This is a genomic window from Stutzerimonas stutzeri, from assembly GCF_024448985.1.
Classification (GTDB): Bacteria; Pseudomonadota; Gammaproteobacteria; order Pseudomonadales; family Pseudomonadaceae; genus Stutzerimonas; species Stutzerimonas stutzeri_AP.
Window position 1 is genome coordinate 56465 of record NZ_JAMOII010000008.1, and the last position, 26486, is coordinate 82950.

The following is a 26486-nucleotide window of genomic DNA, read 5'->3' on the forward strand; positions in this document are numbered from 1 at the left end:
TGGACCGCGGTGATGATATCGCGCCACCACTCGAAATTCGATCACCGTTCCGCATTTAATCAGGGGCCCAGCCTAGTGGGCCGATGAATCTGTGGCCAATCGCATCGCTTTGATGCACAGTTCGCAGGTTTCTCCAGATGAACTCAAACATGCGTAACCAAGCCCTTCGCGCTGATTTCCTGATGCTCATTACGGCCATGATCTGGGGCAGCGCTTTCGTCGCACAGCGGGTCGGAATGGATAACATCGGCCCCTTCCTTTTTACCGGCCTGCGCTTCGCCCTGGGCGCCATCGTTCTCTTGCCTCTGCTACTGCATCAGGGCCGTGGAGCTGCTCGGCACGAGCCTTTCTTTCAGCGCAGCCTGCTGTTGGGCGGCCTCTGCATGGGGCTTGCGCTAACACTGGGCATCAATCTGCAACAGGTCGGCCTGCTCTTCACCAGCGTGACCAATTCCGGCTTTATCACCGGTCTGTACGTCATCGTCGTACCGCTGCTGGGGCTGATCATCGGCCAGCGAACCGGGGCAGGCACTTGGTTAGGTGCGATTCTGGCAGTGATCGGCATGGCCCTGCTCAGTATTGGCGAAAACTTCCAGGTCGCCTCCGGCGACTGGATACAACTGGCCGGCGCTTTCGTCTGGGGCGTACATGTGTTGCTGGTGAGTTTTTTCGTCGGGCGCCACGACGCCATCCGCCTGGCCTTTCTGCAATTTGCCACCTGCGCGGTGGTCAGTCTGGTGCTGGCGGCGGTCTTCGAGGAAGCCAGTCTGAACAGCATCTGGCTGGCGGCACCCGCTTTGATCTATGGCGGTCTATTTGCAGTGGGTGTTGGTTACACCTTGCAAGTAGTGGCGCAGAAGCACGCAATTGCCTCGCATGCGGCCATCATTCTGTCGCTCGAAGCGGTATTCGCCGCGATCGCCGGCGCGGTGTTTCTCGATGAAAGCCTCAGTATGCGCGGCTATTTCGGTTGCGCGCTGATGTTCGTCGGCATGCTCGCCGCGCAGCTTTGGCCGCGTAAGCCCCTGCCTATGGCTGTCGATAATGAAACTCCACAAACAGCCAGGCACTGATCGCGCCGACCCTTTCAGCACCGCCTGAACGCCGCCAATGCCCGATGTGTGGCGTCGTCCGGATCAGGCTTACGGTGGTGCTTGGCGCCCAGGTAATGATCGGTGAACACATCCAGCCAGGCATCCAGCGCACCAGCTGCCTGATCGTCCCCCGCCAGGTCCAGGCACAACGCGGCGACTTCAGCAGTGCAAAAATGCTCGCTACGCGTCGAGCGACGCAAACGATAGCGTGACACCGCCTCGGCCTGCAGGCTCAGCACGGGCAGGCCGCTCAGATAAGGACTCTTGCGAAACATCTTGCGTGCTTCGGTCCAGGTCGCATCGAGCAGGATGAACAGCGGGCGCTTGCCTGAGGACACTTCCACTTGTGAAACCACCCGCTCGGGCTCGGCATACTCGCCGGGAAACACCACAATCGGCTGATACCGGGAATCGGCGAGCAGCGCCAGTAGCGCTGGATCCACCCCGACCCGCTGCCAAGTGAAGGCGTAGGTATCGGCAACGATATCGGCAATCAGCCAGCCGGTATTGCTCGGCTTCAGCGGCTCGATGTCATGCATGACCAGGCACACTGCACTGTTCGCCGCCACCCGCGGAAGCCAGTCACATAAGCAATGACTAGTGGCGACCCGACAACGTGGGCAGCGCGACGTACGCGATCCGCGTGCGATAAATGGCTTGGCGCTACGGGCCAGGCGCGCTTCACGCAAACGGGCTACAGCATGTGGCATGGGAAATTCGATCAGTCTGAGCGGGGCGGCAGTTTAGCAGCCTGGCCGGAAACCATGGCAGCCGCTGAACCGTGCAGGCGGACACCGGTCGAACGACGGCAGTCACCAGGAGATCACCATGCACCGTCTGACCACTCTATTCACGCTCTGCCTCGCCCTACCCTTCGCTCACGCCGCCACGGCACAGGATCAGGCACTCGGCCCGTTACTCGAGAAAGTCGCGAGCGAAAGCAGCATCGGAACACCGCGGGCAATCAACTCCGACCTCCTCGACGAAGGGTACAGCGTCGACGGTAATGAGCTGGTCAACCATTTGAGCGTCCAGCCCCGCCATGCCGCGCAGATGCGTGACAATCCCAAGCAGGTCCGCACGCAGCTGGCTGCGAGTGTTTGCAGCAATGATGGCCTACGTCAGCTGATGGACCAGGGCGCGGTGTTGCGCTTCGAATTCAGCGAATACGAAAACAAGAAGCCGATAACAACCGAAAGGTACCGTGCTAGCGATTGCTGAAAGTCCCTAATTGCTGAAAGCCTCTCAAAAGGGCAACTGCGTGCCTGCCCTGCCGCCTGGCAAAAGAATCGTGCTCGCTTGCCCGTTACTGATATGTCTTTATTCGATTGAACAAGGCGGTTCGCAGCACCAAGCAAGCACGCGGCTGATATCTCGATCTCCGCGATGGGCTACCGTTAACTTCAAAAGGCACAGAGCATTGCCCGATCTTGGTCTGTTCCAAAGATTACTGGCAAGCTTAAGCACACCGCGCGAACCCCTCGCGCAAGGCGGCCCAGAGCAACGCCGCAGGTTCCAATGCAAGGGAGACGTAGTATGCCTTTCGAACCGAACGACGACTTATCACGACATTTCGCGGCCAGCGGTGTCGAGCTGTCGAAAAGGGTTGATGACTTGGCGGCCTTGGTTGTACCGGCAGACAGCCCGAACCTCCCCCTTTACCGCGAAATGCTGATCACCATCATGCACCTGGCGCAAGCGGATCGAAGCCGTTGGAATGCCAAGATAATGCTGCAGACCATGCGCGAAATGGAGCATGCCTTCAGCCGACTCGAACCGTTCAAGCGGCGCCGCAAGGTCACGGTGTTCGGCTCGGCACGTACGCCCGTCGAGCATCCGCTGTATGCGCTGGCACGCGAACTGGGTGAAACCCTGGCGCGCTACGACCTGATGGTCATTACCGGGGCCGGCGGTGGCATCATGGCGGCCGCCCATGAGGGCGCGGGCACGGACAACAGCCTCGGACTGAATATCACCCTACCCTTCGAGCAACGCGCCAACCCCACGGTGGACGGTACTGAGCATTTGCTGTCCTTCCACTTCTTTTTCGTGCGCAAGCTGTTCTTCATCAAGGAAGCCGATGCCTTGGTCCTGTGTCCCGGAGGATTCGGCACGCTGGATGAAACATTGGAAGTGCTGACGCTGATACAGACGGGAAAGAGCCCATTGGTGCCTATCGTTCTGCTGGACGAGCCCGGCGGCTCCTTCTGGAAGGACGCGCTGGACTTCATGCGCCGCCAACTTGAAGGCAATCGCTACATACTGCCCACCGACATGCGCCTGATGCGGCTGGTTGATAACGCCGAAGACGCTGCCGTAGAAATTGATAAGTTCTACAGCAACTTCCATTCGAGCCGCTGGTGGAAAGACCGCTTCGTCATGCGCTTGAACCACCAGCTGACCGACGCCGCACTGGACGTTCTGAACACCGAATTCGCAGATCTTTGCCTGAAGGGTTGCTTCGAACAGCAGCCATGCTGCGCGATGGAACTGGATGAGCCGGAGTTGCGACAGCTACCGCGGCTGAGCTTCGTATTCAATGGCCGCGACCACGGTCGCCTACGCGAGCTGACCGACCTCATCAATGAGCGGCAGAACTGGGCAGTTTCACCAGAGTGAACGACTGAACCGCGAATAGGCTGCCTATCCGCCACCCAGGCCTGGAAAACATGCTGCGAAAAGAATCAGCCGCCTCAGCTATCGAGCGATCCGCGCTTTAACAGCCGGCCTATCATATCCAGAGGGTAACCGCGGTAACTGAGGAATCTGCCCTGCCGAGCGCGTTCCCGCTGGTCGCTCGGTAGCTCGCCGGCGAATTTGCGCATCCAGACCTCATGTAACTGCGCAGCCCAATTGAAGCCGCTATCACGCAACGCCTGCTCGATATCGTCCCGAGCAAGCCCTCGCTGAGACAGCTCCTCACGGATACGCAAGGGGCCGTATCCCGCGTTTGCACGCATGCGGACAAAGCTTTCCAGATAGCGTGTTTCGCTGAGCAGTCCCTCCTCGCTCAACCGATCCAGCGCCGGCTCGATGAGTTCGGGCTGCGCGCCGCGCGTGCGCAGCTTGCGACTGAGCTCAATGCGCCCATGCTCGCGACGGGCCAGAAGATCCATGGCTGCCCGCCGCACGGCGGCGGGACTATCGAGCACAACCGGCATACGGATCAGAGATCGGCTTCGGCCAGATCTTCAGCCACCGGGTTGGCTTTGGTGTTCGGTGCGACCACCAACAATTTGTCGCGGATCTGTTGCTCGATCTCGCGGCCAATTTCCGGATTTTCTTCCAGGTATTTAGCGGCGTTAGCCTTACCCTGACCGATCTTATTGCCTTTGTAGGCGTACCAGGCACCGGACTTTTCAACCAGGCCCTGCTGCACACCGAGGTCGATGACTTCGCCGTTGCGGTAGATGCCCTTGCCATAGAGGATCTGGAACTCGGCCTGGCGGAACGGCGGCGCCACCTTGTTCTTAACGACCTTGACGCGCGTTTCGCTGCCAACCACCTCGTCGCCTTCCTTCACTGCACCGGTACGACGAATATCCAGGCGTACCGAGGCGTAAAACTTCAGCGCGTTACCACCAGTAGTCGTTTCTGGGCTACCGAACATCACACCGATCTTCATGCGGATCTGGTTGATGAAGATGACCAGGCAGTTGGCGTTCTTGATGTTGCCTGTGATCTTGCGCAGCGCCTGAGACATCAGACGCGCCTGCAGGCCTACGTGGGTATCGCCCATTTCACCTTCGATTTCCGCCTTGGGTACCAGCGCCGCCACCGAGTCGACGATGATCACGTCGACGGCATTGGAACGCACCAGCATGTCGGTGATTTCCAGCGCCTGCTCGCCGGTGTCCGGCTGAGAGACCAACAAGTCATCGACATTGACACCGAGCTTGCCGGCGTAATCGGGATCCAATGCATGTTCGGCATCGACGAAGGCGCAGGTAGCACCCGCCTTCTGCGCCTCGGCAATCACCGACAGCGTCATGGTGGTCTTGCCCGAGGACTCGGGACCATAGATCTCGACGATACGGCCTTTCGGCAGACCGCCAATGCCCAGTGCGATATCCAGGCCCAGCGAGCCGGTAGAGATAGAAGGAATAGCCTGGCGATCGTGATCGCCCATACGCATGACCGCACCTTTACCGAACTGTTTTTCGATCTGGCCCAAGGCGGCGGCCAAGGCGCGCTTCTTGTTCTCGTCCATTACAATCCTCACTTGATCAAGAGGGCCAGAGGCCACGACAACTGTATAAGTAGACAGTATTAGAGCATAGGCAAAATAAAGCGCCTAGCCCTAAACCGATTTTTCTCCCGCCGCGAGCCGGATCAATCCGACGAGCGCGGCGTCCACGCTCTGCTCACGTACGGCCTGCCGGTCGCCGTCGAACTGGAAGCGCTTGGCAACGATCTGGTCACCTGCCGCCCAAGCCAGCCACACGGTGCCAACCGGTTTCTCCGGCGAACCACCACCTGGGCCCGCAATACCGCTAACGGCGACGCCGTAATGCGCTCCGCTGGCGCGCAGTGCACCACGCACCATCGCTTCTACAACCTCCTGACTGACTGCACCGACCTGGGAGAACAGATCGGCTGGCACGCCCAGCTGACGTGTCTTTTGCACATTGGAGTAAGTGATGAAACCCGACTCGAACCAGGCCGAACTGCCAGCGATGCGGGTAATGGCTTCGGCGATGCCGCCGCCGGTACAGGACTCGGCAGTGGTGACCTGTGCACTGGCAAGCTGCAGCGCGCGGCCCAGTTCGGCGGCGAGTGCTTCGGTCGGGTTCATCGCGATGTCCTCAGTGCAACGAAAAGACTACAGCCTACCTCAGCCAAAGGCGCTGTACAGCCGGTCTTCCGTTGGCCCATTGGAATCAGCACGCATTCCAAAGCTGTCCTTGGACAATAGAAAACAGCCCCGCCGAAGCGGGGCTGATCATCTTCAAGCGGAAGCTTTTCAGACCGTCGGAATGTCTGGATCGTCCTCGAACAACTCGACGTCCTCGTCGGTCAGCTCGCCATTGTCCGGATCCGACATGGGTGCGTCGTCGATGCCGGCGCCTTCCGGGTCGCCGGGTAGCTGCGCAGACGAATCGGGATTGTTAGGGTCGCTTTGGTCTTGCATCATTCACCTCCAACGAGGCCGCCTGTGGCCTCCTGTCATTCGAGCGGCACAGAGATGGATCGTGCAGACCGCCAGTCAGGATCAGGCCGACGTCCCCCGTCGACATTCGCTTCCGACCGCGCGTTAGCCCGGACTGATGGCCGTGATAACCTTGCGTCCCCCAAAAGGACGAGCGGCGAACTTCGAACCATTCGGCGCGAATACAACCCGACTGCCTGACCTCAATCCTGCCCCACCGCAAACACTCGAACAGCTCTAATTCATTGATGAAAAAAGAAATTCAGGATCTTTCCAAGCATACGCCCATGATGCAGCAATATTGGAAGCTCAAGCGCGAGCATCCAGATCAGCTGATGTTCTACCGCATGGGCGACTTCTATGAGCTGTTCTACGAGGACGCCAAGAAGGCTGCCAAACTACTGGATATCACTCTCACCGCGCGTGGCCAGTCGGGCGGTAATGCCATCCCCATGGCCGGGATTCCCTTTCATTCTGCCGAGGGCTATCTCAGCCGCCTGGTGAAGCTTGGCGAGTCAGTGGTGATCTGTGAGCAAATAGGCGATCCGGCCACCAGCAAGGGACCGGTGGAGCGCCAGGTGGTTCGCATCGTTACCCCTGGCACGGTGAGCGACGAGGCGCTGCTCGATGAACATCGCGACAACCTGCTGGCCGCAGTGGTCGGCGATGAGAGGTTGTTCGGACTCTCGGTGCTGGACATCACCAGTGGTCGCTTCACGGTGCAGGAATTCGGCGGCTGGGAAACCCTGCTAGCCGAAGTGGAGCGGTTGAATCCCGCCGAACTGATGATCCCCGATGACTGGCCCGCAGGCCTGCCGTTGGAAAGACGCCGTGGCGTGCGCCGTCGTGCGCCTTGGGATTTCGACCGCGACAGCGCCTTCAAGGGCCTCTGCCAGCAGTTCACGACCCAGGACCTGAAAGGCTTCGGCTGCGAGAAGCTGACCCTGGCCATCGGTGCCGCCGGCTGCCTGCTGACCTATGCCAAGGAGACCCAGCGCACCGCCCTGCACCATCTGCGCAGCCTGCGTCATGAACGCCTCGACGACAGCGTGGTACTGGACGGCGCCACCCGACGCAACCTGGAGCTGGACATCAACCTTGGCGGCGGGCGCGACAACACCCTGCAATCGGTGGTCGACCGCTGTCAGACCGCCATGGGTTCGCGCCTGCTGAGCCGCTGGCTGAACCGCCCGCTGCGCGATCGCCGGGTGCTGGAAGCTCGCCAGGACTCGATTACCTGCCTGCTGGAACACTACCGCTTCGAGCAGGTCCAGCCGCAGCTCAAGGAAATCGGCGACCTGGAACGCATCCTTGCCCGGATTGGTCTGCGCAACGCTCGCCCGCGTGACCTGGCCCGCCTGCGCGATGCGCTGGCCGCCCTGCCGCAACTGCAGGCGGGCATGCAGGAGCTGGTGGCACCGCACCTGATCGAACTGGCCGCGAGCATCCGCACCTACCCTGAACTGGCCGAGCTGTTGACCCGCGCCATCATCGACAACCCGCCTGCGGTGATCCGCGAAGGCGGCGTGCTCAAGACCGGATACGATGCGGAGCTGGACGAATTACAGTCGCTCTCCGAGAACGCCGGCCAGTACCTGATGGACCTGGAGACGCGCGAGAAGGCACGCACCGGGCTGGCCAACCTCAAGGTCGGCTACAACCGCGTCCACGGCTACTTCATCGAGCTGCCGAGCAAGCAGGCCGAATCCGCCCCCGCCGACTACATCCGCAGGCAAACGCTCAAGGGCGCCGAGCGCTTCATCACGCCGGAACTCAAGGAATTCGAGGACAAGGCACTGTCGGCCAAGAGCCGCGCCCTGGCCCGTGAAAAACAGCTATATGAGGAATTGCTGGAACTGCTGATCGGCCACTTGGCGCCCCTGCAGGACTCCGCCGCCGCGCTGGCCGAGCTGGACGTGTTGAGCAACCTCGCCGAACGCGCGCTGACCCTCGATCTGAACCGTCCACGCTTCGTCGAACAGCCCTGCATGCGCATCGAGCAGGGCCGTCATCCGGTAGTCGAGCAGGTGCTGCAGACGCCCTTCGTCGCCAACGACCTGGGACTCGACGACGACACCCGCATGCTGGTGATCACCGGGCCGAACATGGGCGGTAAATCCACCTACATGCGCCAGACGGCGCTAATCGTGTTGCTGGCGCAAATCGGCAGCTTCGTCCCGGCCAAGGCCTGCGAGCTGTCGCTGGTGGACCGCATATTCACCCGTATCGGCTCTTCCGATGACCTGGCCGGCGGTCGCTCCACTTTCATGGTGGAGATGAGCGAAACCGCCAACATCCTGCATAACGCCAGCGACCGCAGCTTGGTATTGATGGATGAAGTCGGCCGTGGCACCAGCACCTTCGACGGCCTGTCGCTGGCCTGGGCCGCTGCCGAACACCTGGCAAAGCTTCGCGCCTTCACACTGTTCGCCACTCACTATTTCGAGCTGACCGTGCTGCCGGAAAGCGAACCGGTGGTGGCCAACGTGCATCTGTCGGCCACCGAGCACAACGAGCGCATCGTCTTCCTGCATCACATACTGCCCGGCCCAGCCAGCCAAAGCTACGGCCTAGCAGTGGCGCAGCTGGCCGGCGTGCCGGGCGAAGTGATCCAGCGCGCCCGCGACCATCTGTCGCGCCTGGAAACCACCAGCCTGCCCCACGAAATGCCGAAAATAGAGCCCGGCCAGCCCGCGCCGCCGCTGCAGAACGATCTGTTTGCCAGCCTGCCGCACCCGGTCATCGAGGCGCTGGGCAAGGTTCAGCCCGATGACCTGACCCCGCGTCAAGCGCTGGAGCTGCTATACAAGCTGAAAACGCAAATCTGACGGGCCGCAAAAAGCTGCTAGAATCGCGCGCATTTTTGGACATGAGCGGCATTTGCCTGGTGCCGCTGAGCCTGCCGAACCGGGGGCATCATTGCAACGCCACCCGAAACGCCTGAGGAGATAATAGAAATGACCTTCGTCGTCACCGACAACTGCATCAAGTGCAAGTACACCGATTGCGTAGAAGTCTGTCCGGTGGACTGTTTCTACGAAGGCCCGAACTTCCTAGTCATTCACCCGGACGAGTGCATCGATTGCGCGCTCTGCGAGCCGGAATGCCCCGCCCAAGCGATCTTCTCCGAAGACGAGGTGCCGGAAGACCAGCAGGAATACATCGAGCTGAACGCTGATCTGGCTGAAGTTTGGCCGAACATCACTGAGAAGAAGGACTCGCTGCCTGACGCCGAAGAATGGGACGGCGTGAAGGACAAGCTGCAGTATCTGGAGCGCTGAGCCGCTACCGATAACGAAGAAAAAGGGGATGCTTCTGCATCCCTTTTTCGTTCAATCCTTGGCAGCCAACTCAACCGGAAAGTAGCGGGCCTCGGCAGGTCGGCTAGATAACGTTCGGCTCTATTTCCAGCTGCACACCGAAACGCTCGCCGATATCCCTCTGAATGCGCCGAGCAAGCTCCAGAATCTGCCGTCCGGTGGCCTCACCGTAGTTGACGAGAACCAGCGCTTGCAGTTTATGCACGCCAGCATCACCTTCCCGATAACCTTTCCAGCCGGCCCTTTCGATCAGCCAACCAGCCGCAAGCTTGACCTGCCCATCCCCCTGCGCAAACGCCACCAGTTCCGGAAAGCGTTCGCGCAAGATGTCAGCTGCCGCCTGAGACACCAAAGGGTTCTTAAAGAAGCTGCCGGCGTTGCCCAGGACGCTCGGATCGGGCAGTTTCTCGCTGCGAATCGAACATATTGCACGGCTTACATCCGCCGGCGTCGGGGACTCGATAGCATGCTGTTGCAGCCAATGACGAAGCGGTCCGTATTCGAGCTTTAAATTCGGTGTCCGCTGCAACTCGAAGCGCACCCGCAGAATGATGTAGCGCTCGGGTTGGCGCTTGAACACGCTGTCGCGATAACCGAATTCACACCCCTGCGGACTGAACTCAACGAGCTCCCCGGTTTCCCGATCCAACGCCGTCAGCCCTGCGAAGACATCCTTGATCTCGACGCCGTACGCTCCGACATTCTGAATGGGCGCAGCGCCGACGGTACCTGGAATCAGGCTGAGATTTTCCAGCCCGTACAGGCCGAGCGCCAGACTGTGCAGCACGAAGGGATGCCAGGGTTCTCCCGCCTCCGCCTCGATCACCGCCCGCTCCCCGTCATCCTCGACAATCCGAATGCCTCTGCTGGCCATACGCAGCACTAGTGCATCCACATCCCCGGTCAGCACCAAGTTGCTGCCGCCGCCGAGCATCCACGGTCGAACGCCGAGACGCCTAGCCTCTGCGAGCGCTTCGATGACCTCTTGATCGTCATGCGCTTCGGCAAAGCGCGTCGCGCGCGCCTCGACGGCGAAGGTATTGAACGGTTTAAGCGAGCGATTCTGCTCAATGAGAAGACTCACAGACGCCCCCGGATTTCGCAGAGCAGCGCCGCGGATGCCCTCTCCACCAACTCAAGCACCCGCTCGAAGCCCTCGTCGCCACCAAAATACGGATCGGGCACAATGTCCTCGCCCAGCTTGTAGCGGCGCAGGAACAGGTCGAGTTCACTACGCGAATCAGCAGGCCGCAGCGCCTGCAATCGCTCCAAGTTGTCATGATCCATCGCCAGAATCAGATCAAAGCGCCGGAAATCATCCTCTATCACCTGCCGCGCTCTCAGCGCACTGAGATCGTAGCCTCGTCTGGCGGCGGCCAGGCAAGACCGCTGATCCGGCCCCTTTCCAACGTGCCAGTCACCGGTTCCGGCCGAATCGATGCTGATTCGATCATCCAGCTGGGCATCCTGAACACACTTACGAAACACGGCCTCAGCAGTGGGCGAACGGCAGATATTCCCCATGCAAACGAACAGAACCTTCACGCTCGGGCTCCGAGCAACTTACGGACGCGCTCGAGATCCTCGGCGGTGTCGACCCCTGCCGGAGGCGCCTCGACCGCATCGGCCACGTGAATGCGCTGGCCGTGCCAGAGGGCACGCAGCTGCTCAAGGCACTCGGTGTTCTCCAGCCAGCAGGGGCCCCAGGCTACGAAGTCAACCAGGAACCCGGCTCGGTAGGCATAGATACCGATATGTCGGCGATATGGAACGCCGGACGGCAAAGCATTCCGGTCCTGTGCAAATTCGTCCCGCGCCCAAGGCAGTGGCGCACGACTGAATGTCAGCGCCAAACCATTGATATCGCTGAGCACTTTGACCACGTTCGGATTGAACAACGCCTGCGAATCGCTGATCGGCTCGGCAAGGGTAGCGATTGCCGCTTCGGGGTGCGCGGCCAGGTTGAATGCGACCTGATCGATCACCGAAGGGGGAATCAACGGCTCGTCGCCCTGCACATTGACCACTATTGCATCTGTCGCGAGACCCAGCTTTTCCGCCACTTCGGCAAGGCGATCCGTCCCCGAGTTGTGCTCGACTCGGGTCAGCACGGCGTCCGCACCAAAGCCTTCGCAGGCCTCCAGAATGCGCTGGTCATCGGTCGCCACCACCACCCGTTGCGCACCACTCTTGCACGCCTGTTCCCAGACGTGGCGGATCATCGGTTTGCCTGCGATATCTTGTAGCGGTTTGCCAGGCAAGCGGCTGGACGCGTAACGCGCCGGGATCACAACGGTATAGGAGCTACTCATTTGTCCAGACGCTCATCCACTTCGAGGGTGCGGGCTTCACTCTCCAACATCACCGGGATCCCGTCTCGCACGGGAAAGGCCATGCCGTCAGCCTTACAGATCAGTTCGGACTTGTCGTCGGCCAGCTTCAGCGGACCCTTGCAGAGGGGGCAGGCGAGAATATCGAGCAGTTTGGTATCCATGCGCAGTCCTTGGATCGACCGCACCAGGCAAGTCGAGCGGCTTAGGGGTGTTCCGGCAGCAGTCGGTCCAGCTGGGCATCGAACCAGGTCACGAATGCCGCCGAAGGCGCGGCCTGTACCTGCAGATAGCACCAACCCGGCAACGCGAATGCCCGGCATTTGACCGCATCCTTCTCCGTCATCACTAAGGGGAGCTCGGGGCTGAAACTCAACTGCTCCAGGCTATAGCGAGCGTGATCGGCAAAGGGGTGCGGAATCGGTCGCCAGTGTAGCGCCTCGAGCGTGGTGAAGAAACGCTGCGGATTGCCGATTCCGGCGACCGCATGCAGCTGCTGACCCCGAGGGAAATGATCGAGCGGCCAGCTCTGTCCGCTGACCAACTCGACCAAACGTGATGGCTGCAGGGCAAAGGCGAAACCGGAGGGGTCGTCGGCAAGCGCTCCATTGAAAAGCACCGCATCGACCGACTCCAGCCGCTCCACTGGCTCACGCAATGGGCCGGCCGGCAGGCAGCGACGGTTGCCGAGCCCGCGGGCGGCATCGATTAGCACCAGCTCAAGATCACGTGCAAGCCGGTAGTGCTGTAAACCATCGTCGGAAAGAATCAGATCGAGCGATTCGATCTTCAGTAGCTCGCGAACCGCACGGGCGCGATCCGGATCGATCATCACCGGTACGCCCGTCCGTTGCGCGATCAGTAACGGCTCGTCGCCCGCCTCGGCCGCTGTCTGCTCGGGCATTACCCGCCACGGATGGGCCGGTGGCGTGGCGCCGTAACCCCGACTGACCACGCCGACCTTAAGGCCGCGCTGGCGACAATGCTCGATGAGCCAAAGAATCAGAGGCGTCTTGCCGGTTCCGCCAACGGTGATATTGCCCACCACCACCACGGGCACCGGGGCCCGATAACGGTCGGTCGAACCACTGAGAAACTTCTGTCGCTTGGTAACGACCACCCGCCGGTAAACCGCCTCCCATGGGGCGAGCAGGGCCAGAGCCGGGTGCCCTTGATACCAGGCTCGCTGTAGACGTTCGGCAAAGGACATCAGGGTTCCGGCTGGGCCTCGACGGTAGTGATGCGCAGCTGTGCAAAGCCCAATTTACCCGCCGCATCCATGGCGGTGATGACCGCCTGATGTGGCGTCTTACCGTCGGCGCTGATTACCATCGGCAGATTGGTGTCGCCCTCTGATTCCTTGCTGAGTGCTGCCATGAGCGTGCTCAGATCATGCTTGATCAAGGTCTTGCCATTGAGGGTGAATTTACCTTCGACATCGATGACCACTTCCAGCCGCTTTGTCTCGGCTTGCTGTGGTGGCGTACCGCTGGCCGCTTCAGGCAGATCGACTTGGAGCTGGGTTTCACGGGTGAAGGTTGTCGTCACCACGAAGAACAGCAGCAGGATAAACACTACATCGATCAGCGGCGCCAGGCCGATATCGACGTTTTCCCGCGCCTTGCGTCGAAATTTCACGCCTTGCCCTCACCCAGATCGACGTCACGGTCGCCCTGTACGACCTCGACCAGCTTGATCGCTTGCTGCTCCATGCCGACCACCAGTTCTTCGACGCGGCGTAGCAGGAAACGATGGAAAAACAATGCTGGGATTCCGACCATCAAACCTGCTGCAGTGGTGATCAACGCCTTGGAAATACCCGCTGCGAGCAACGGTGCGTTCGCCATGCCGGAGCCCATGAAGGCACTGAAAATCTCAATCATCCCAAGCACCGTACCCAGCAGCCCAAGCAGTGGAGCGATCCCGGCGATGGTGCCCAGTGCATTGAGGTAACGCTCGAGGTCATGGACGACACGCGCCGCAGCCTCCTCAATGCACTCTTTCATGATCTCCCGGCCATGTTTGGAGTTAGCCAGGCCTGCTGCCAGAATCTCGCCTAGCGGCGAATCGGCGCGCAACTCCTTGAGCTTCTGATTACTGAGCTTCTTTTCCTTGATCCACTTCCACACCTGGCCGAGCAGATGCGGCGGGGTCACGCGAGCAGGCCGTAGCGTCCACAGCCTTTCGGCGACGATACCAGCGGCAGCGATGGAACAGAAAATGATTGGCAGCATTATCCAGCCGCCCGCTTTAACCAGCTCCCACACGAGATGAATCCCCCTCGAAAAAGTGGCGCCACTCTAGCATAGGGTCGATGGGCAGCCGACGGCCTCGGTTCTCATTTTTCCCGCCAGAAACGCCGTTCGGCGCGCAATCCCTGCGCAAATTCGAAGCGCCCGAGGAGGATTCGTATGGCACCCTGCTCGGCGGTGTCGTAAAGCTGCATATTGGCTGCTTGTAGACGCTGCACGACGTCCGGATGCGGATGACCGAAAGCATTATGAAAGCTGCGCGAGACCAGTGCCCCGTCAGCACCCGACGCCTCGATGAACGCTGCGGAAGACGAGCTGCGACTACCATGGTGCGGCACCAGCAGCCACCGCACCTCGAGTGGCATATCACTCGCTATTAGCGCCTGTTCCGCTGCCGCATCAATGTCTCCGGTGAGTAGCAGCCGCTCGCCAGCCGCTTCAACCAACAGTACGCAAGAAGACTGGTTGCTATTTTTGCTTTCTGGCCATTGCCAAAGCGTGAAGCTGACATGATCCCACTCCCAACGATCCCCTGAACGGCACCACTCGGCGTCCAACTTAGCAGGTAGTCGCTCCGGTTCGCCGCTGAGTACCCGTGCTACCGGTAGCAATCGCTGAATTGCCTCGGCGCCTCCCGAATGATCACTATCAGCATGGCTGAGGATCAGCAGATCGAGATCGGCCAGCCCCAACGCCCTCAGCGAAGGAAACACAACACGCTCGCCGATATCGAACTCCCCGTAGCGCGGCCCCGCGTCATATAGCAAGGCATGCTCACGCGTACGCACCAGCACCGCCAGCCCCTGACCGACGTCGAACACCCACACTTCCGCCTGCCCTACAGCGGGTGTGTTCGCCGGTGGAAACAGCAAGGGCGCGAAGAACACCCACCCCAGCGCCCGAAACGGCACTCCGCACGGCAACAGGATCAGCAGCATGCCCAGCGCAACCAGCAACCAACTCCACAGCGGCAAGGACGTTGACAGCCATGCCGGTTGCCAGCCAGCGAGCCATTGCAACGCATCGAATAGAAACGCCAGCAGTCCACCAGCCAGCCATAGCAGCAACTCGCCGACATCCGAAAGCCACAACAGCGAGGTGCCTAATAATGACAAAGGTACAATCAGCGCACTGACCAGCGGCACGGCAAACAGATTAGCGATCGGGCCGCTCAGGCTTACCGGCAAGCCCAACGCAAGCAACACTGGTAACAAGCCGAACGCCATGCCCCACTGTGCCCGGCCCAAAGCCCGCCACCAGACCCAGCTGCCGAGCCGACCGCGAAAAATCAATACAAGTAATGCTACCGCCAGGAACGACAGCCAGAACCCCGATTGCAGGCTTACCAGCGGATCCAGCAGCAGGACACCATCGACCGCAATCAGTAGGGGCAGCCATACACCGAGATGTCGAAAGCGCAAGCGCCACAGAAGTACTAACGCGACCATCATGCAAGCGCGTTGCACCGGCACTTCGAAGCCCGCCAGCCAGCCGTATCCAAGCGCACCTGCCAGGGCGAAGCCACACGCCCAAGGCAGCCAGGCGACCCGTGGTGGCCAGATACCCCAGCGGGCCATCAGCGCGACCAGGCCATAAAGCAGGCCGGCAAGCATTCCTACATGCTGGCCCGAGATCACCATCAGATGCACGGTTCCGGTGTCTTGAAGGATCCGCCAATCGGACGTAGACAAACCACTGTCGTCGCCAACCACCAGCGCTGCGATTGCGCCCGAGCGTGCCTGCGCATCGACTGCCAACAAGCGTTGGCGCAGCCGATCGCGCCACGACTGATTTCCTTGCGCGACCGACACGCGCTCTCCGGCCTTGATCGTGCCGCTGGCGCCAATCCGCCGCGCCAGGAGCCAGGCCTCGTAATCGAATGAGTTCGGATTGACCAGACCACGTGGTCGTTTCAGCTTGGCCGCAAGCCGCCAGCGTTCTCCGGCCTGCAACACCGGCCCGCCGTACCAAGCCAATCGCATCCGCGATGGTAGACCGGCATGACGCGACGAAATATCCACCAGTTCGAACCGCACCACGCCATCACTGATGTCCGGCAGTCCGGTCACGCGTCCTTCCATCCAGAAGGTGCGCCCGTCGAGGTCTACCGGCAAGCGATCATCCAGCGCCCAATGAGCACTCAGGCAGGCCCAGCCAAATCCAAAGCAAAAAAAGGCGCCCGGCCAAAAGCGCGACGGTAGCAGCGCCAAACCGGACATGCAGATGAAGGGCAGAGCCCACATCGGTGGTAACTGCGGTAGAAAGCGCAGCAGTAGGAGGCCTGCCGCCAGCGCCAGCATCGCTGCACGCATTACATCTCCCAGATTCCCTTCCAAAACGATAAACGCGACCCGAAATATTCGGGTGGTCTACCACGAAGCTCGACATCCTGTCGGCCGGGGCAGTGTATACCTAATGTCACAAACTCTAGCAGTGCCGGGTCTCGTTTCAGGCATAATCGCCGTGCTTACGCCTGCCAGAGAAACGCCATGCCGCGTCGCTTTTTCAAACGCTACATGCCGCACCCGGATCGCATAAAAGAGGACAAGTCCCTGCGCTTTCTTGGCGCGCTGATTCACGATCCCAACCTGCTGCACCTCAATCGGCATTCCGTTTCCAGGGCGATGGCTATCGGCCTGTTCTGGGCCATGATCCCCATGCCCATGCAGATGCTCGCCGCCGCAGTTTGCGCAGTGCCCGCCAGAGCCAACCTGCCAATCGCCATAGGCCTGGTATGGCTGACCAATCCTCTGACCATGCCGCCGATTTTCTATTGCAACTACAAGATTGGTACCTGGCTTATGGACACTCCGGCCTCGCCAATGCCAGTGGAATTGAGCCTCGCCTGGGTGCGCCAGATGCTCAATAGCCATTGGCAACCGCTTTATCTAGGCTCCTTCGTCGTCGCCATAGTTCTATCGATATTGGGCTACGTTGCCACCCAGGCATATTGGCGCTGGTGGGTTGGCCGCAGCTGGCGCAAACGCCAGCAGAATCGCCGCTGACCTCTATCTATTTCCTACGGCTGGCAGGCCGTTGAATGCATGAGCATGGCGAACCAAGGCGCACTGACTTGAATTGCTTACAGCCACAGACTGGCTCGACGGTTGAGCGCAACGCTCAACGGATCAAATTCCTTCTACCACCGCAATGATTGACCGACCCGCAACCAGGGCCGGTTCGATACGGCATGGCCAACGTGCAACACTACTCGTAGCGCAGTGCTTCGGCGGGCTGTGTCTGTGCAGCGCGCCAGGCGGGATAGAGCGTTGCAAGAAAGCTCAGCACAAGTGCCGCAAGCGTCACCAAGGCGACGTCTTCAAGCCGCAATTCGGACGGCAACGTGCTGATGAAATACACATCGGAGCTGAAAATATGCTGCCCCGATATCTTTTCCAGCCAGGCCACTAGAGCGCTGATGTTCAACGCGCCGAGGACTCCAAGAACAGTACCTATCAGCGTACCGGTCAGGCCGATGATGCTGCCCTGCACCATGAAGATCGCCATGATCTGACGGGGCGTTGCGCCCAGGGTACGCAAAATCGCGATGTCGGCACGCTTATCGGCGACTACCATGATCAAGGTCGCGATGATGTTGAAGGCGGCAACTGCCACGATCAGCAGAAGCAACAGGCCGATCATTGTTTTTTCCATCTTCATCGCACTGAACAGACTGCCTTGGGTTAGCGACCAATCCTCGCCACGATAGTCGCCATCGAGCCTGGTAATGATCTCGGCCGTCGTTTCAGGTGCACGATATAGATCCGCCAGCCTGACCCTCACGCCTTCGACTTGATCCGGCTGCCAACGGAGCATCCGCGCCGCATCGGCCCGATGAATCATCGCCAGACTGCCGTCCAGCTCGGCACCGACCTTGAACACGCCTACGACATTCAAACGCTGCATGCGTGGCGTGACACCACCGGGCGTATCGCTCAGCTCCGGCACGATCAGCGTAAGCTTGTCGCCCAGTTTCAGACCGAATCGGCGCGCGGTCATCAACCCGAGAATGACCCCGGATTCGCCCGGCTTGAGGTCGTCGAGCCTGCCAGCCATCATTTTCGAGCCGAGGATCGATACCTCCCCTTCCGTCCGCGGATCGATACCCTTGATCTCGATAGGCTGCATGGCCCCTTTGAAGGAAAGCATGCCTTCGAGCTGTGTAATCGGCGCGGCGCCGAGCACTTCAGGATGCGCCAAGACTTGGTCAGCTAACGCTCGCCAGTCATCAACCGGCTGTCCGTCGCCTGCGATGACTGCATGCGGGACCATTCCGAGAATGCGATTGCTCATCTCGCGCTGAAAACCGTTCATGACCGAAAGCACCATGATCATCGCCAGCACACCCAGCGAGAGGCCTATCATGGACGTCAGGGAGATGAACGAGATGAAGTGGTTACGACGCTTGGCCCGCGTGTAGCGACTGCCGATGAAGATACTGAGCGGCCTGAACATCAATCAGCCACCAGCCGACCGTCTTCCAGACGCAGTATGTGATCCATCTGGCCCGCCAGTTGCGGGTCGTGGGTCACGACAAGAAAGGCTGTGCGCAACGAACTGCTCAACTCCAGCATCAGGTCCTGAATACCCTGCGCAGTATGGTGATCAAGGTTGCCAGTCGGCTCGTCGAGTAGCACCAACGCCGGGCGATTGGCCAAGGCACGAGCGATCGCCACACGCTGGCGTTCGCCTCCAGACAGCTCCGACGGCTTGTGAGCCAACCGGTGGCCAAGCCCAACCCGCTGCAACAGTTCGGTGGCCCGCGTGCGCGCTTCAGGTATCGGCACCCTGCCGATCAGCAGCGGCATGCACACGTTCTCCAGCGCGGTGAACTCCGGCAACAGATGATGAAATTGATAGACGAAGCCCAGCGCGCGATTACGCAGCAATCCGCGGTCCTTTTCGCTCAATGCCGAAAGTTCTTCGCCGGCCAGCCAGACGCTGCCCTCGCTGGGCGTGTCGAGGCCTCCGAGCAGGTTCAACAATGTGCTCTTGCCCGAGCCGGAACTGCCGACAATGGCGACCCGTTCGCCCGGAAAAAGCTCCAGCTGCAATCCGGACAGCACACTAACCGACTCTGGGCCTTCCTCGTAGCGCTTGCCCAGGTTGCGGCAACTCAGTACCGCGCGATCGTTCGAAGACCTTTCGTTCATAACCAGCTCACTCATAACGTAACGCCTCGGCCGGTTGGGTACGGGCCGCTCGCCACGCCGGGTACAGGGTGGCGAAAAAGCTCAGGACGAGCGCCGCGACACAGACCTGCACCACGTCGGCAGCCATCAGCCGAGACGGCAGGTAATCGATGAAATACACCTCGGCACTTAGAAACTTGTGCCCGATCAAGCGCTCCAGCGCTGCGATCCAACTGCTGACATTGAGCGCGGCGCAGATGCCGAGCAAGGCCCCCACCAAGGTACCGACAACGCCGATTACCGTACCTTGAACCATGAAAATCGCCATGATCTGACGGGGCGTCGTACCGAGCGTACGCAGAATGGCGATGTCGCCACGCTTGTCCGTCACGACCATGACCAGCGTGGAAATGATATTGAAGGCGGCTACCGCGACGATGAGCAACAACAAGAGGCCGATCATGGCCTTTTCCATGCGTATTGCCTGATAGAGGTTGCCGTGCGTGCGGGTCCAATCGCGGGAATAGAAGTCGTCGCCCAATTGGCCGGCAAGCTCCCAGGCGATACGCGGAGCCTGAAACAGATCGGCGAACCGCAGGCGCAGCCCCTGAACCTGATCCGGTTTCCAGCGATGCAATCGTGCAAGATCGGAAATGTTGGCCATCGCCACGTAGCCATCGATCTCACCCGCGCCGACATGAAAGATGCCGCTAACGGTAAAGCGCTTCATGCGAGGGAAAACACCGGCCGGAGTGACCGACACTTCCGGCGCAACGAAGGTGACCTTATCGCCGACGCCAACTCCAAGCTTGGCCGCAGCCCTGTCACCGATAACGATTCCGAACTCGCCTGGCTGCAGGCTATCCAGCGACCCTTGGCTAAAGAACTGACCGATGATGGATACATCCGGTTCGAGTGCCGGGTCCACCGCATTGATGAGGATTTTCGTGACCTCGCCACGATTGGTCAGCAGGCCTTGCATCTGGATGAACGGCGCTACCGCCTCGACTTGCGGATGCTGCACGAGTCGCTGACCCAACGTTTGCCAGTCGTCGATCGGCGTCGCGCTTTCGACCGTGGCGTGCGGAACCATACCCAGCACACGGGTGCGCATCTCGTGGTCGAAACCATTCATCACCGACAGCACGACGATCATCACCAGCACACCCAGCGCGAGCCCGATCATGGAGGTGAAGGATATGAAGGAGACGAAGAGGCTGCGACGTCTGGCGCGTGTGTAACGCGCCCCGATATATACGGACAGCGGTCTGAACATAAATCGATGGGTTCGCTTTCGCTGGCGGAAATAACAAGCTGAATGACGTTGCCAGGCGGCCTGATACACTCAAACCATCACTGCAGCCCAGGGAACGACATGCCCATAGAAGATACTGAAGATCGCCGCGAATACTACCGTATCGAGGACGTGATCGCACTGGAAATCCTGCCGCTGGAACACCCAGCAACAGTCAAGGACAGCGGCGCAAACCAGCTGTTCGACCTGCTTGGCGAGCTGCACCAACTCGACTTCGAAGCGCAACATCTCCTACGCCAGATAGCCGAGGGCAACCGCACACTGGCCAACTATCTGAAGGTACAGAACAAACGCATCGACCTGATCGGCCAGGCACTGGCGCAGGACCTGGTGAGAAATCTCGCCCCAGCGCGCACGGTCGTGCTGTCGGAAGGCGGCATCAGTTTCGTAAACGATCAGCCTCTCGAAGAAGGTTCGGTCTGGATGCTCAAGCTGGTGCTGATGCCGCAGGGCCTGGGTATGTTGCTCAACGCACGCATCGCCAGCTGCCAGGCACTCGACGAGAATCGGTTTGCAATCGGTACGTCTTTCGAAGCGCTGACTGATGCACAACGGCAACTGCTCGCTCGACATATCCTTCAGAAACAGGCGACTGAACGACGCCTCGCCCGTGAAAGCCTGCAAGGAACTTGAAATGCCTCGGTTAGTGATCCCTCTCCTGACAATTGCACTCTGCATCCCGGCACATGCCGATATCATCCGTATTCCCGTTGGCCAGCAGGGCTCTGCCGAGCTGGCCATGCCCATTCGGGGCGACTCCAAGAATCTTGTACTGGACCGCTTTGGTCTCGCCGATGAGGAACACCCTGCCGTGGGCCAGCCGCCCATCACGCGTTGGGATTACCGTGAATTTACCGTCTACTTCGAGGGCAACCGGGTCATCAACAGCGTCCAGCATCATCAACGCATCACGCCGCTACAGCGAGGCATACAACCGTGACCCTGATCTACGGACATCGTGGCGCTAAGGGCGAAGCCCCGGAAAATACCCTGGTCAGCTTCCAGCAGTGCCTCGACCATGGCGTGCGTCGCTGCGAACTGGATCTGCATCTTTCCAAAGATGGCGAACTGATGGTCATCCATGACCCAACGCTAAAGCGCACCACCGGCCGGCGCGGCAAGGTTGTGGAGCACGATGCCGCAGAGCTGACTCGTTACGATGCGCGCCAGGGTGGGCCTGGCTGGAAACAGCCCTGCCCTATTCCGCGCCTGTCGGAGTTGTTCGAGAAATGCGCGTTCGACCACTGGCAGCTGGAAGTCAAAAGCGCCTCCAGAGTCCGTGCCGCACGCTCGGTACTGGCGATCCGTGAGCTGGCCGAACGTCACGGCCTGCTTGATCGGATCACGGTGACGTCCGGATCACGGGAGGTATTGCGGGCGCTGAAGCGACTCACGCCAGAAATCTCTTGCGGTCTGGTGGCCGAATACGCCTGGCTCGACCCGCTGAAAGTGGCCAAGCAATACGACTGCGATCTGCTGGCACTGAAATGGACGCTATGCACGCCCGAGCGGATAGCAAAGGCTCGCCAGCAAGGCCTGCACGTATCGGTCTGGACGGTGAACGAACCGGCGCTGATGCGCCGGCTCGCCGATTTTGGCGTGGACAGCCTGATTACAGACTTCCCCGGTTTAGCGGTTGAAACATTGGCCAAGCGATAAGCTGGAAGCTGGTGTGCTTGGTGCAGAAACACTGTCAAGCGCTCTTCCTGCTTTTACTTCAAGCTCCACCTTCAGCTTCCAGCTGCTTTACCTGATCAAAAACTCTCCCGATTAGGCCAGCGCCAGTTCCGGGTATCTTCTCCGACCGGCTCAGGCCACCGATCGGAGCCGCTCAAAAAAGCCGGTTTAGCCCGTCGAATGCAGCGACGCGATAGGCTTCGGCCATGGTCGGGTAGTTGAACGTGGTGTTGATGAAGTACTTGATCGTATTCGCCTCACCCGGCTGATTCATGATCGCCTGACCGATGTGGACGATTTCCGAAGCCTGATAGCCAAAGCAATGCACGCCAAGCACCGCCAGCGTCTCGCGATGGAAGAGGATTTTCAGCATGCCGACCGGTTCGGCTGAGATCTGCGCCCGCGCCATTCCTTTGAAGAACGCTTTGCCCACTTCGTAGGGGACCTTCGCCTCGGTCAGTTCACGCTCGTTCTTGCCGATCGAACTGATCTCCGGAATGGTGTAGATACCGGTTGGCACGTCATCAACGAAGCGCCAGCTGTCGTTCTCGACGATACTGCCAGCGGCCGAACGCCCCTGATCATACGCAGCACTGGCCAGCGAGGGCCAACCGATCACGTCTCCAGCCGCGTAGATGTTGCCCACGTCGGTACGGTAATGCTCGTCTACTTTTATCTGCCCGCGGCTGTTGACCTTCAGACCAATGTTTTCCAATGCAAGCTTATCAGTGTTACCGGTCCGCCCATTGCACCAAAGGAAGGCATCTGCCTTGATCTTCTTGCCTGACTTAAGGTGCAGGATGACGCCGTTGTCGACACCCTCGACGCGCTCATACTCCTCGTTATGGCGGATCAATACGTTGTTGTTACGCAGGTGATAGCTGAGCGCATCAGAGATTTCATCGTCAAGAAAGCTCAGCAGCTGATCGCGGTTATCGATAAGGTCGACCAGCACACCAAGCCCACTGAAAATCGACGCATACTCGGAACCGATCACACCGGCGCCGTAAATGATCAGCCGGCGCGGTGTATGGCTCAGGGTCAGAATGGTGTCGCTGTCGTAGACGCGCGGGTGCGAGAAGTCGACGTCGGAGGGACGATAAGGGCGCGAACCGGTGGCGATGATGAACTGGCCGGCCACCAGCTTTTCCACCATGCCGTTGGCACTGACGACTTCTACCGTTTGCTCATCAGCGAAACTTGCGGTGCCGAAGAAGATGTCGATGCGGTTACGTGCGTAATAGCCGGTGCGCGAGGTCACCTGTTTGGCGATTACGCTCTCGGCGCTCTTCAGCACATCGGGGAACGAAAACCAGCGCGGCTCGCCAATCTGGCGAAACAACGGATTGGTGTTGTATTGCATGATCTGCCGCACCGAATGGCGCAGCGCTTTGGAAGGGATGGTACCCAAATGGGTAGAGTTGCCACCGACGTGCGGTCTGCTATCGATTACGGCTACCTTGCGCCCCGCTTTGACCGCGTTCATCGCCGCGCCTTCGCCAGCTGGCCCCGAGCCCAATACCACTACATCGTAATTGTAGACAGCCATACTCCCCCCTGAACACGCAGCAGGAACCCTGCTGCTTTAACGAATTGGTCGACCAGCAAGATCGTTTGCGCGTCGATGCCCTGAGTCAGGCGCCGAGCACCCGTGCGGCATCGACGCGAAACTCAGCACTTTGGAGTCCGATGGCCGAATCCGGCAGTCCGGTCAACGCCCACTGTCAGCGTCTGGTCGCGTCGTATGCGAGATCCGCTTTTTCACCCTGGCTCGTCTCCTTGTTGACCTCTTCGCATTTCTCGCGGCTTCCGCCGCAGATCGAGCACTCCTTCTCGATGCCAAGGTTGGCGATACCGCCACAGGAACCAGCAATGGGCTTGCGCCCCATGATCACACCGATGGACATGCCGAACACGACCAACAACATGACGAGAAAAACAATTAACCAAGTCATTGCCCTACTCCCGCACCGAACAGGTCATCGAACGCCTCGGTGCTTCTGCTTACGAACTTCTGCCCTTCGCGAATGACGAAGAACGCTGCGATTTTACGCTCCGCCGCATACGCTAACCCCCGCTCGGGACCCAACACCATCAGCACAGTAGACAAGCCATCGGCCCGCAATGTTGAAGGATCGACAACCGTTACGGCTGCCAGGTGATGATCGATAGGGACACCGGTCTGCGGATCGAGCGTGTGGGAATAACGCTTGCCGTCACGCTCGAAATAATTGCGATAGTCGCCGGAAGTGGAAACGGCGTAGCCATCCAGTTCGATGATCCGCTGAGCGACGCGCTCATCATCATGCGGCGCTTCGATAGCGATGCGCCAAGGCGCGCCGTCCGGCTTACGGCCCCGAGCCTTGAGCTCCCCAGTGATTTCTACCAGATAGCTGCTAATGCCAGATGCCTCGAGCGTTTCCGCCACGTGATCCACCGCGTAGCCTGCGGCGATGCTGTTGAAATCGACCTGAACGGCCCTGACTTTGCAAAGTTGCTCGCCTTCGACTCGCAGATGCTGCTGGCCGACATCCTGCCGAACCCTGGCGATTTCTTCCGCCGACGGAACCCGCTCGCCTCGTCCCTGCGGACCAAAGCCCCAGAGGTTGAGCAGCGGCTCGATGGTCAGATCCAGAGCACCGTCGCTTTCCTCCGAAAGCCGCTGTCCTGCCACGACCAACTCGCGCACGCCGCTCGGCATGGCCATGCATTCACCGGCAGGCAAGGCATTGAAAACTTCGATATCCGAATCAGAGCGATAGGTCGACATTTGCTTGTCAATCTCCGCCAGTATCGACTCGGTGTCACGCTGTAGTTGTGCCTTGTTGGCGGCCTGGTCGCCCGCCACGTACTTCACCGAATAGGTGCTGCCCATGGTGGGGCCGCCGAAGCTTTCCACTTTTTCCTGAAAAAGACAGCCCGTCAGGGCTGCCGCTAAGGCGGCAACGATGACGGGCTGCAATAACGCGTGGTTCATGCTAGCCGCCGAAGTCGTCGAGCAGGATGTTCTCCGGTTCCACGCCCATGTCGGTGAGCATTTTGATGACCGAGGCATTCATCATCGGTGGGCCGCACATGTAGAACTCGCAATCTTCCGGCGCCGGATGGTCCTTCAGATAGTTCTCGTACAGCACGTTGTGAATGAAACCGGTCGGACCTTCCCAGTTGTCTTCAGGCTGCGGATCGGACAGCGCCAGGTGCCACTCGAAGTTTTCGTTCTCGGCCTGCAGCTGATCATATTCCTCGACGTAGAATGCCTCGCGCATCGAGCGCGCACCGTACCAGAAGCTCATTTTGCGCTTGGACTTCAGGCGCTTTAGCTGATCGAAGATGTGCGAGCGCATCGGTGCCATGCCGGCACCACCGCCGATGAAGACCATCTCGGCATCGGTGTCCTTGGCGAAGAACTCACCGAATGGGCCGTAAACGGTAACCTTGTCGCCCGGCTTGAGGTTGAACACCCAAGAAGACATCTTGCCTGGTGGCAGATCGTCCTTGCCCGGTGGCGGAGAAGCGATACGGATGTTGAACTTCACCAGACCGACTTCTTCCGGGTAGTTCGCCATCGAATAAGCACGGATCACCGTCTCGTCAACCTTGGACACGTATTTCCACTGGTTGAACTTGTCCCAATCGCCGCGATACTCCTCCTGAATGTCGAAGTCCTTGTAGCGGACCTCGTGAGGCGGGCATTCCAGCTGAACGTAACCACCAGCACGGAAGTCGACGTTCTCGCCTTCCGGCAGTTTCAGGGTCAGCTCCTTGATGAAGGTGGCGACGTTGGGGTTGGACTCCACCGTGCATTCCCACTTCTTCACTCCGAAGACTTCTTCTGGCACCTCGATCTTCATGTCTGCCTTGACCGGCGTCTGGCAGGACAGACGCCAGCCCTCCCCTGCCTCGCGACGGGTGAAGTGCGACTCTTCGGTGGGCAGCATCTCGCCACCACCGCTCTCGACGATGCACTTGCACTGCGCGCAGGTGCCCCCACCACCACAGGCGGACGAGAGGAAGATATTGTTGGAGGCCAGCGTCTGAAGCAGCTTGCCGCCGGCTGGCACGGTAATGGTGCGTTCGCCGTTGATCTCGATGTTGATATCGCCGCTGGAAACCAGCTTTGCGCGCGCCGCCAGGATGATCATCACCAACGCAAGCACGATGGCGGTGAACATGCCTATGGCGAGGAAAATTTCGTAACTCATCTGTTCATCCCGTCC

Annotated in this window: 29 protein-coding genes; 9 read left to right on the plus strand and 20 right to left on the minus strand. The window is 59.8% G+C overall.

What is annotated here, in order from left to right; genetic code table 11:
- The first annotated feature begins 149 nt into the window (after positions 1-149).
- Positions 150-1073 (plus strand): DMT family transporter, encoded by a 924-nt coding sequence (locus NA647_RS11325; protein WP_256057779.1) that lies wholly within the window; start codon positions 150-152, stop codon positions 1071-1073.
- Positions 1074-1087: 14 nt separating this feature from the next.
- Here NA647_RS11325 and NA647_RS11330 read toward each other — a convergent pair whose 3' ends face one another.
- Entirely contained in the window at positions 1088-1804 is a 717-nt protein-coding gene (locus NA647_RS11330; protein ID WP_256057780.1) for a tRNA-uridine aminocarboxypropyltransferase, read from the minus strand.
- Between the two features lie 118 nt (positions 1805-1922).
- On the opposite strand from NA647_RS11330, the gene NA647_RS11335 reads away from it, so the two are divergent.
- Positions 1923-2315: a PA3611 family quorum-sensing-regulated virulence factor gene (locus NA647_RS11335; protein ID WP_256057781.1), complete on the plus strand. Its 393-nt coding sequence runs from the start codon at positions 1923-1925 to the stop codon at positions 2313-2315.
- 315 nt (positions 2316-2630) lie between these two features.
- The gene (locus tag NA647_RS11340) at positions 2631-3713 is read left to right on the plus strand and encodes an LOG family protein (protein ID WP_256057782.1); all 1083 of its coding nucleotides are present in this window, start codon (positions 2631-2633) and stop codon (positions 3711-3713) included.
- Between the two features lie 74 nt (positions 3714-3787).
- On the opposite strand, the gene recX is transcribed toward NA647_RS11340, so the two are convergent.
- The 4 genes from recX to NA647_RS11360 all read right to left on the minus strand — a co-directional run bounded on the left by recX (position 3788) and on the right by NA647_RS11360 (position 6228).
- Positions 3788-4255, minus strand: a complete 468-nt coding sequence (gene recX / locus NA647_RS11345) for a recombination regulator RecX (protein WP_256057783.1) — start codon at positions 4253-4255, stop codon at positions 3788-3790.
- A 5-nt stretch (positions 4256-4260) separates the two neighbouring features.
- A complete protein-coding gene (gene recA / locus NA647_RS11350; RefSeq protein WP_181102714.1) occupies positions 4261-5304 on the minus strand; it encodes a recombinase RecA in 1044 nt (347 codons plus the stop codon).
- Positions 5305-5394: 90 nt separating this feature from the next.
- Complete coding sequence (locus NA647_RS11355) at positions 5395-5889, minus strand: CinA family protein (RefSeq protein ID WP_256057784.1); 495 nt, start codon at positions 5887-5889, stop codon at positions 5395-5397.
- Positions 5890-6057: 168 nt separating this feature from the next.
- Complete coding sequence (locus NA647_RS11360) at positions 6058-6228, minus strand: hypothetical protein (protein ID WP_256057785.1); 171 nt, start codon at positions 6226-6228, stop codon at positions 6058-6060.
- Positions 6229-6491: 263 nt separating this feature from the next.
- On the opposite strand from NA647_RS11360, the gene mutS reads away from it, so the two are divergent.
- On the plus strand, positions 6492-9071 hold the full coding sequence (gene mutS, locus NA647_RS11365; protein ID WP_272889650.1) for a DNA mismatch repair protein MutS: 2580 nt from the start codon (positions 6492-6494) through the stop codon (positions 9069-9071).
- A gap of 129 nt (positions 9072-9200) precedes the next feature.
- A complete protein-coding gene (gene fdxA, locus NA647_RS11370; RefSeq protein WP_014851990.1) occupies positions 9201-9524 on the plus strand; it encodes a ferredoxin FdxA in 324 nt (107 codons plus the stop codon).
- A 103-nt stretch (positions 9525-9627) separates the two neighbouring features.
- Here the strand turns inward: fdxA and murB are convergent, their stop codons facing one another.
- The 8 genes from murB to NA647_RS11410 form a co-directional block, all read right to left on the minus strand.
- Positions 9628-10647, minus strand: coding sequence for a UDP-N-acetylmuramate dehydrogenase (gene murB / locus NA647_RS11375; protein ID WP_256057786.1), 1020 nt, complete (start codon positions 10645-10647; stop codon positions 9628-9630).
- A complete protein-coding gene (locus NA647_RS11380; protein ID WP_256057787.1) occupies positions 10644-11108 on the minus strand; it encodes a low molecular weight protein-tyrosine-phosphatase in 465 nt (154 codons plus the stop codon). The genes murB and NA647_RS11380 overlap by 4 nt, the downstream gene beginning before the upstream one ends.
- Positions 11105-11875, minus strand: a complete 771-nt coding sequence (gene kdsB / locus NA647_RS11385) for a 3-deoxy-manno-octulosonate cytidylyltransferase (RefSeq protein WP_256057788.1) — start codon at positions 11873-11875, stop codon at positions 11105-11107. Before kdsB ends, NA647_RS11380 begins: the two co-directional genes overlap by 4 nt.
- The gene (locus NA647_RS11390; RefSeq protein WP_131648208.1) at positions 11872-12057 is read right to left on the minus strand and encodes a Trm112 family protein; all 186 of its coding nucleotides are present in this window, start codon (positions 12055-12057) and stop codon (positions 11872-11874) included. The genes kdsB and NA647_RS11390 overlap by 4 nt, the downstream gene beginning before the upstream one ends.
- 41 nt (positions 12058-12098) lie before the next feature.
- On the minus strand, positions 12099-13103 hold the full coding sequence (lpxK, locus tag NA647_RS11395; RefSeq protein ID WP_256057789.1) for a tetraacyldisaccharide 4'-kinase: 1005 nt from the start codon (positions 13101-13103) through the stop codon (positions 12099-12101).
- On the minus strand, positions 13103-13531 hold the full coding sequence (locus NA647_RS11400; RefSeq protein WP_256047891.1) for an ExbD/TolR family protein: 429 nt from the start codon (positions 13529-13531) through the stop codon (positions 13103-13105). The genes lpxK and NA647_RS11400 overlap by 1 nt, the downstream gene beginning before the upstream one ends.
- Positions 13528-14160, minus strand: coding sequence for a MotA/TolQ/ExbB proton channel family protein (locus tag NA647_RS11405; protein WP_256057790.1), 633 nt, complete (start codon positions 14158-14160; stop codon positions 13528-13530). The genes NA647_RS11400 and NA647_RS11405 overlap by 4 nt, the downstream gene beginning before the upstream one ends.
- Before the next feature lie 71 nt (positions 14161-14231).
- Complete coding sequence (locus NA647_RS11410) at positions 14232-16457, minus strand: DNA internalization-related competence protein ComEC/Rec2 (protein WP_256057791.1); 2226 nt, start codon at positions 16455-16457, stop codon at positions 14232-14234.
- Positions 16458-16634: 177 nt separating this feature from the next.
- On the opposite strand from NA647_RS11410, the gene NA647_RS11415 reads away from it, so the two are divergent.
- Positions 16635-17150 (plus strand): DUF2062 domain-containing protein, encoded by a 516-nt coding sequence (locus NA647_RS11415; protein WP_256057792.1) that lies wholly within the window; start codon positions 16635-16637, stop codon positions 17148-17150.
- 202 nt (positions 17151-17352) lie between these two features.
- On the opposite strand, the gene NA647_RS11420 is transcribed toward NA647_RS11415, so the two are convergent.
- The 3 genes from NA647_RS11420 to NA647_RS11430 are packed head-to-tail and all read right to left on the minus strand — an operon-like array spanning position 17353 to position 20553.
- Positions 17353-18600, minus strand: a complete 1248-nt coding sequence (locus NA647_RS11420; RefSeq protein ID WP_256057793.1) for a lipoprotein-releasing ABC transporter permease subunit — start codon at positions 18598-18600, stop codon at positions 17353-17355.
- Positions 18600-19298 carry a lipoprotein-releasing ABC transporter ATP-binding protein LolD gene (gene lolD, locus NA647_RS11425; RefSeq protein WP_131648948.1) on the minus strand — a complete coding sequence of 233 codons (699 nt, stop codon included), beginning with the start codon at positions 19296-19298 and terminating at the stop codon, positions 18600-18602. The genes NA647_RS11420 and lolD overlap by 1 nt, the downstream gene beginning before the upstream one ends.
- A gap of 7 nt (positions 19299-19305) precedes the next feature.
- Positions 19306-20553: a lipoprotein-releasing ABC transporter permease subunit gene (locus tag NA647_RS11430; RefSeq protein WP_256057794.1), complete on the minus strand. Its 1248-nt coding sequence runs from the start codon at positions 20551-20553 to the stop codon at positions 19306-19308.
- Between the two features lie 99 nt (positions 20554-20652).
- Between NA647_RS11430 and NA647_RS11435 the strand changes: the two genes are divergently transcribed.
- From NA647_RS11435 to NA647_RS11445, 3 genes are read left to right on the plus strand one after another with little or no spacing between them, the layout of a single operon-like run.
- Entirely contained in the window at positions 20653-21225 is a 573-nt protein-coding gene (locus NA647_RS11435; protein WP_256057795.1) for a PilZ domain-containing protein, read from the plus strand.
- Position 21226: 1 nt separating this feature from the next.
- Positions 21227-21532 carry a phosphodiesterase gene (locus NA647_RS11440; protein WP_256057796.1) on the plus strand — a complete coding sequence of 102 codons (306 nt, stop codon included), beginning with the start codon at positions 21227-21229 and terminating at the stop codon, positions 21530-21532.
- Positions 21529-22251, plus strand: coding sequence for a glycerophosphodiester phosphodiesterase (locus NA647_RS11445; RefSeq protein WP_256057797.1), 723 nt, complete (start codon positions 21529-21531; stop codon positions 22249-22251). Before NA647_RS11440 ends, NA647_RS11445 begins: the two co-directional genes overlap by 4 nt.
- A gap of 172 nt (positions 22252-22423) precedes the next feature.
- Here NA647_RS11445 and sthA read toward each other — a convergent pair whose 3' ends face one another.
- The 4 genes from sthA to nqrF all read right to left on the minus strand — a co-directional run bounded on the left by sthA (position 22424) and on the right by nqrF (position 26471).
- Positions 22424-23818 (minus strand): Si-specific NAD(P)(+) transhydrogenase, encoded by a 1395-nt coding sequence (sthA, locus tag NA647_RS11450; RefSeq protein ID WP_131648198.1) that lies wholly within the window; start codon positions 23816-23818, stop codon positions 22424-22426.
- 175 nt (positions 23819-23993) lie between these two features.
- Positions 23994-24224 (minus strand): (Na+)-NQR maturation NqrM, encoded by a 231-nt coding sequence (nqrM, locus tag NA647_RS11455; RefSeq protein ID WP_256057798.1) that lies wholly within the window; start codon positions 24222-24224, stop codon positions 23994-23996.
- Positions 24221-25246, minus strand: a complete 1026-nt coding sequence (locus tag NA647_RS11460) for an FAD:protein FMN transferase (RefSeq protein ID WP_256057799.1) — start codon at positions 25244-25246, stop codon at positions 24221-24223. Before NA647_RS11460 ends, nqrM begins: the two co-directional genes overlap by 4 nt.
- Before the next feature lies 1 nt (position 25247).
- The gene (gene nqrF / locus NA647_RS11465) at positions 25248-26471 is read right to left on the minus strand and encodes an NADH:ubiquinone reductase (Na(+)-transporting) subunit F (protein ID WP_256057800.1); all 1224 of its coding nucleotides are present in this window, start codon (positions 26469-26471) and stop codon (positions 25248-25250) included.
- Positions 26472-26486 lie beyond the last annotated feature (15 nt).

Excerpts from the sequence above, each read along its gene's own strand:
- NA647_RS11325 (WP_256057779.1), top strand. The coding sequence starts at position 150 with ATGCGTAACCAAGCCCTTCGCGCTGATTTCCTGATGCTCATTACGGCC.
- NA647_RS11330 (WP_256057780.1), bottom strand. The coding sequence starts at position 1,804 with ATGCCACATGCTGTAGCCCGTTTGCGTGAAGCGCGCCTGGCCCGTAGC.
- NA647_RS11335 (WP_256057781.1), top strand. The coding sequence starts at position 1,923 with ATGCACCGTCTGACCACTCTATTCACGCTCTGCCTCGCCCTACCCTTC.
- NA647_RS11340 (WP_256057782.1), top strand. The coding sequence starts at position 2,631 with ATGCCTTTCGAACCGAACGACGACTTATCACGACATTTCGCGGCCAGC.
- recX (WP_256057783.1), bottom strand. The coding sequence starts at position 4,255 with ATGCCGGTTGTGCTCGATAGTCCCGCCGCCGTGCGGCGGGCAGCCATG.
- recA (WP_181102714.1), bottom strand. The coding sequence starts at position 5,304 with ATGGACGAGAACAAGAAGCGCGCCTTGGCCGCCGCCTTGGGCCAGATC.
- NA647_RS11355 (WP_256057784.1), bottom strand. The coding sequence starts at position 5,889 with ATGAACCCGACCGAAGCACTCGCCGCCGAACTGGGCCGCGCGCTGCAG.
- NA647_RS11360 (WP_256057785.1), bottom strand. The coding sequence starts at position 6,228 with ATGATGCAAGACCAAAGCGACCCTAACAATCCCGATTCGTCTGCGCAG.
- mutS (WP_272889650.1), top strand. The coding sequence starts at position 6,492 with ATGAAAAAAGAAATTCAGGATCTTTCCAAGCATACGCCCATGATGCAG.
- fdxA (WP_014851990.1), top strand. The coding sequence starts at position 9,201 with ATGACCTTCGTCGTCACCGACAACTGCATCAAGTGCAAGTACACCGAT.
- kdsB (WP_256057788.1), bottom strand. The coding sequence starts at position 11,875 with ATGAGTAGCTCCTATACCGTTGTGATCCCGGCGCGTTACGCGTCCAGC.
- NA647_RS11390 (WP_131648208.1), bottom strand. The coding sequence starts at position 12,057 with ATGGATACCAAACTGCTCGATATTCTCGCCTGCCCCCTCTGCAAGGGT.
- lpxK (WP_256057789.1), bottom strand. The coding sequence starts at position 13,103 with ATGTCCTTTGCCGAACGTCTACAGCGAGCCTGGTATCAAGGGCACCCG.
- NA647_RS11410 (WP_256057791.1), bottom strand. The coding sequence starts at position 16,457 with ATGCGTGCAGCGATGCTGGCGCTGGCGGCAGGCCTCCTACTGCTGCGC.
- NA647_RS11415 (WP_256057792.1), top strand. The coding sequence starts at position 16,635 with ATGCCGCGTCGCTTTTTCAAACGCTACATGCCGCACCCGGATCGCATA.
- NA647_RS11420 (WP_256057793.1), bottom strand. The coding sequence starts at position 18,600 with ATGTTCAGGCCGCTCAGTATCTTCATCGGCAGTCGCTACACGCGGGCC.
- lolD (WP_131648948.1), bottom strand. The coding sequence starts at position 19,298 with ATGAACGAAAGGTCTTCGAACGATCGCGCGGTACTGAGTTGCCGCAAC.
- NA647_RS11430 (WP_256057794.1), bottom strand. The coding sequence starts at position 20,553 with ATGTTCAGACCGCTGTCCGTATATATCGGGGCGCGTTACACACGCGCC.
- NA647_RS11435 (WP_256057795.1), top strand. The coding sequence starts at position 20,653 with ATGCCCATAGAAGATACTGAAGATCGCCGCGAATACTACCGTATCGAG.
- NA647_RS11440 (WP_256057796.1), top strand. The coding sequence starts at position 21,227 with ATGCCTCGGTTAGTGATCCCTCTCCTGACAATTGCACTCTGCATCCCG.
- sthA (WP_131648198.1), bottom strand. The coding sequence starts at position 23,818 with ATGGCTGTCTACAATTACGATGTAGTGGTATTGGGCTCGGGGCCAGCT.
- nqrM (WP_256057798.1), bottom strand. The coding sequence starts at position 24,224 with ATGACTTGGTTAATTGTTTTTCTCGTCATGTTGTTGGTCGTGTTCGGC.
- NA647_RS11460 (WP_256057799.1), bottom strand. The coding sequence starts at position 25,246 with ATGAACCACGCGTTATTGCAGCCCGTCATCGTTGCCGCCTTAGCGGCA.
- nqrF (WP_256057800.1), bottom strand. The coding sequence starts at position 26,471 with ATGAGTTACGAAATTTTCCTCGCCATAGGCATGTTCACCGCCATCGTG.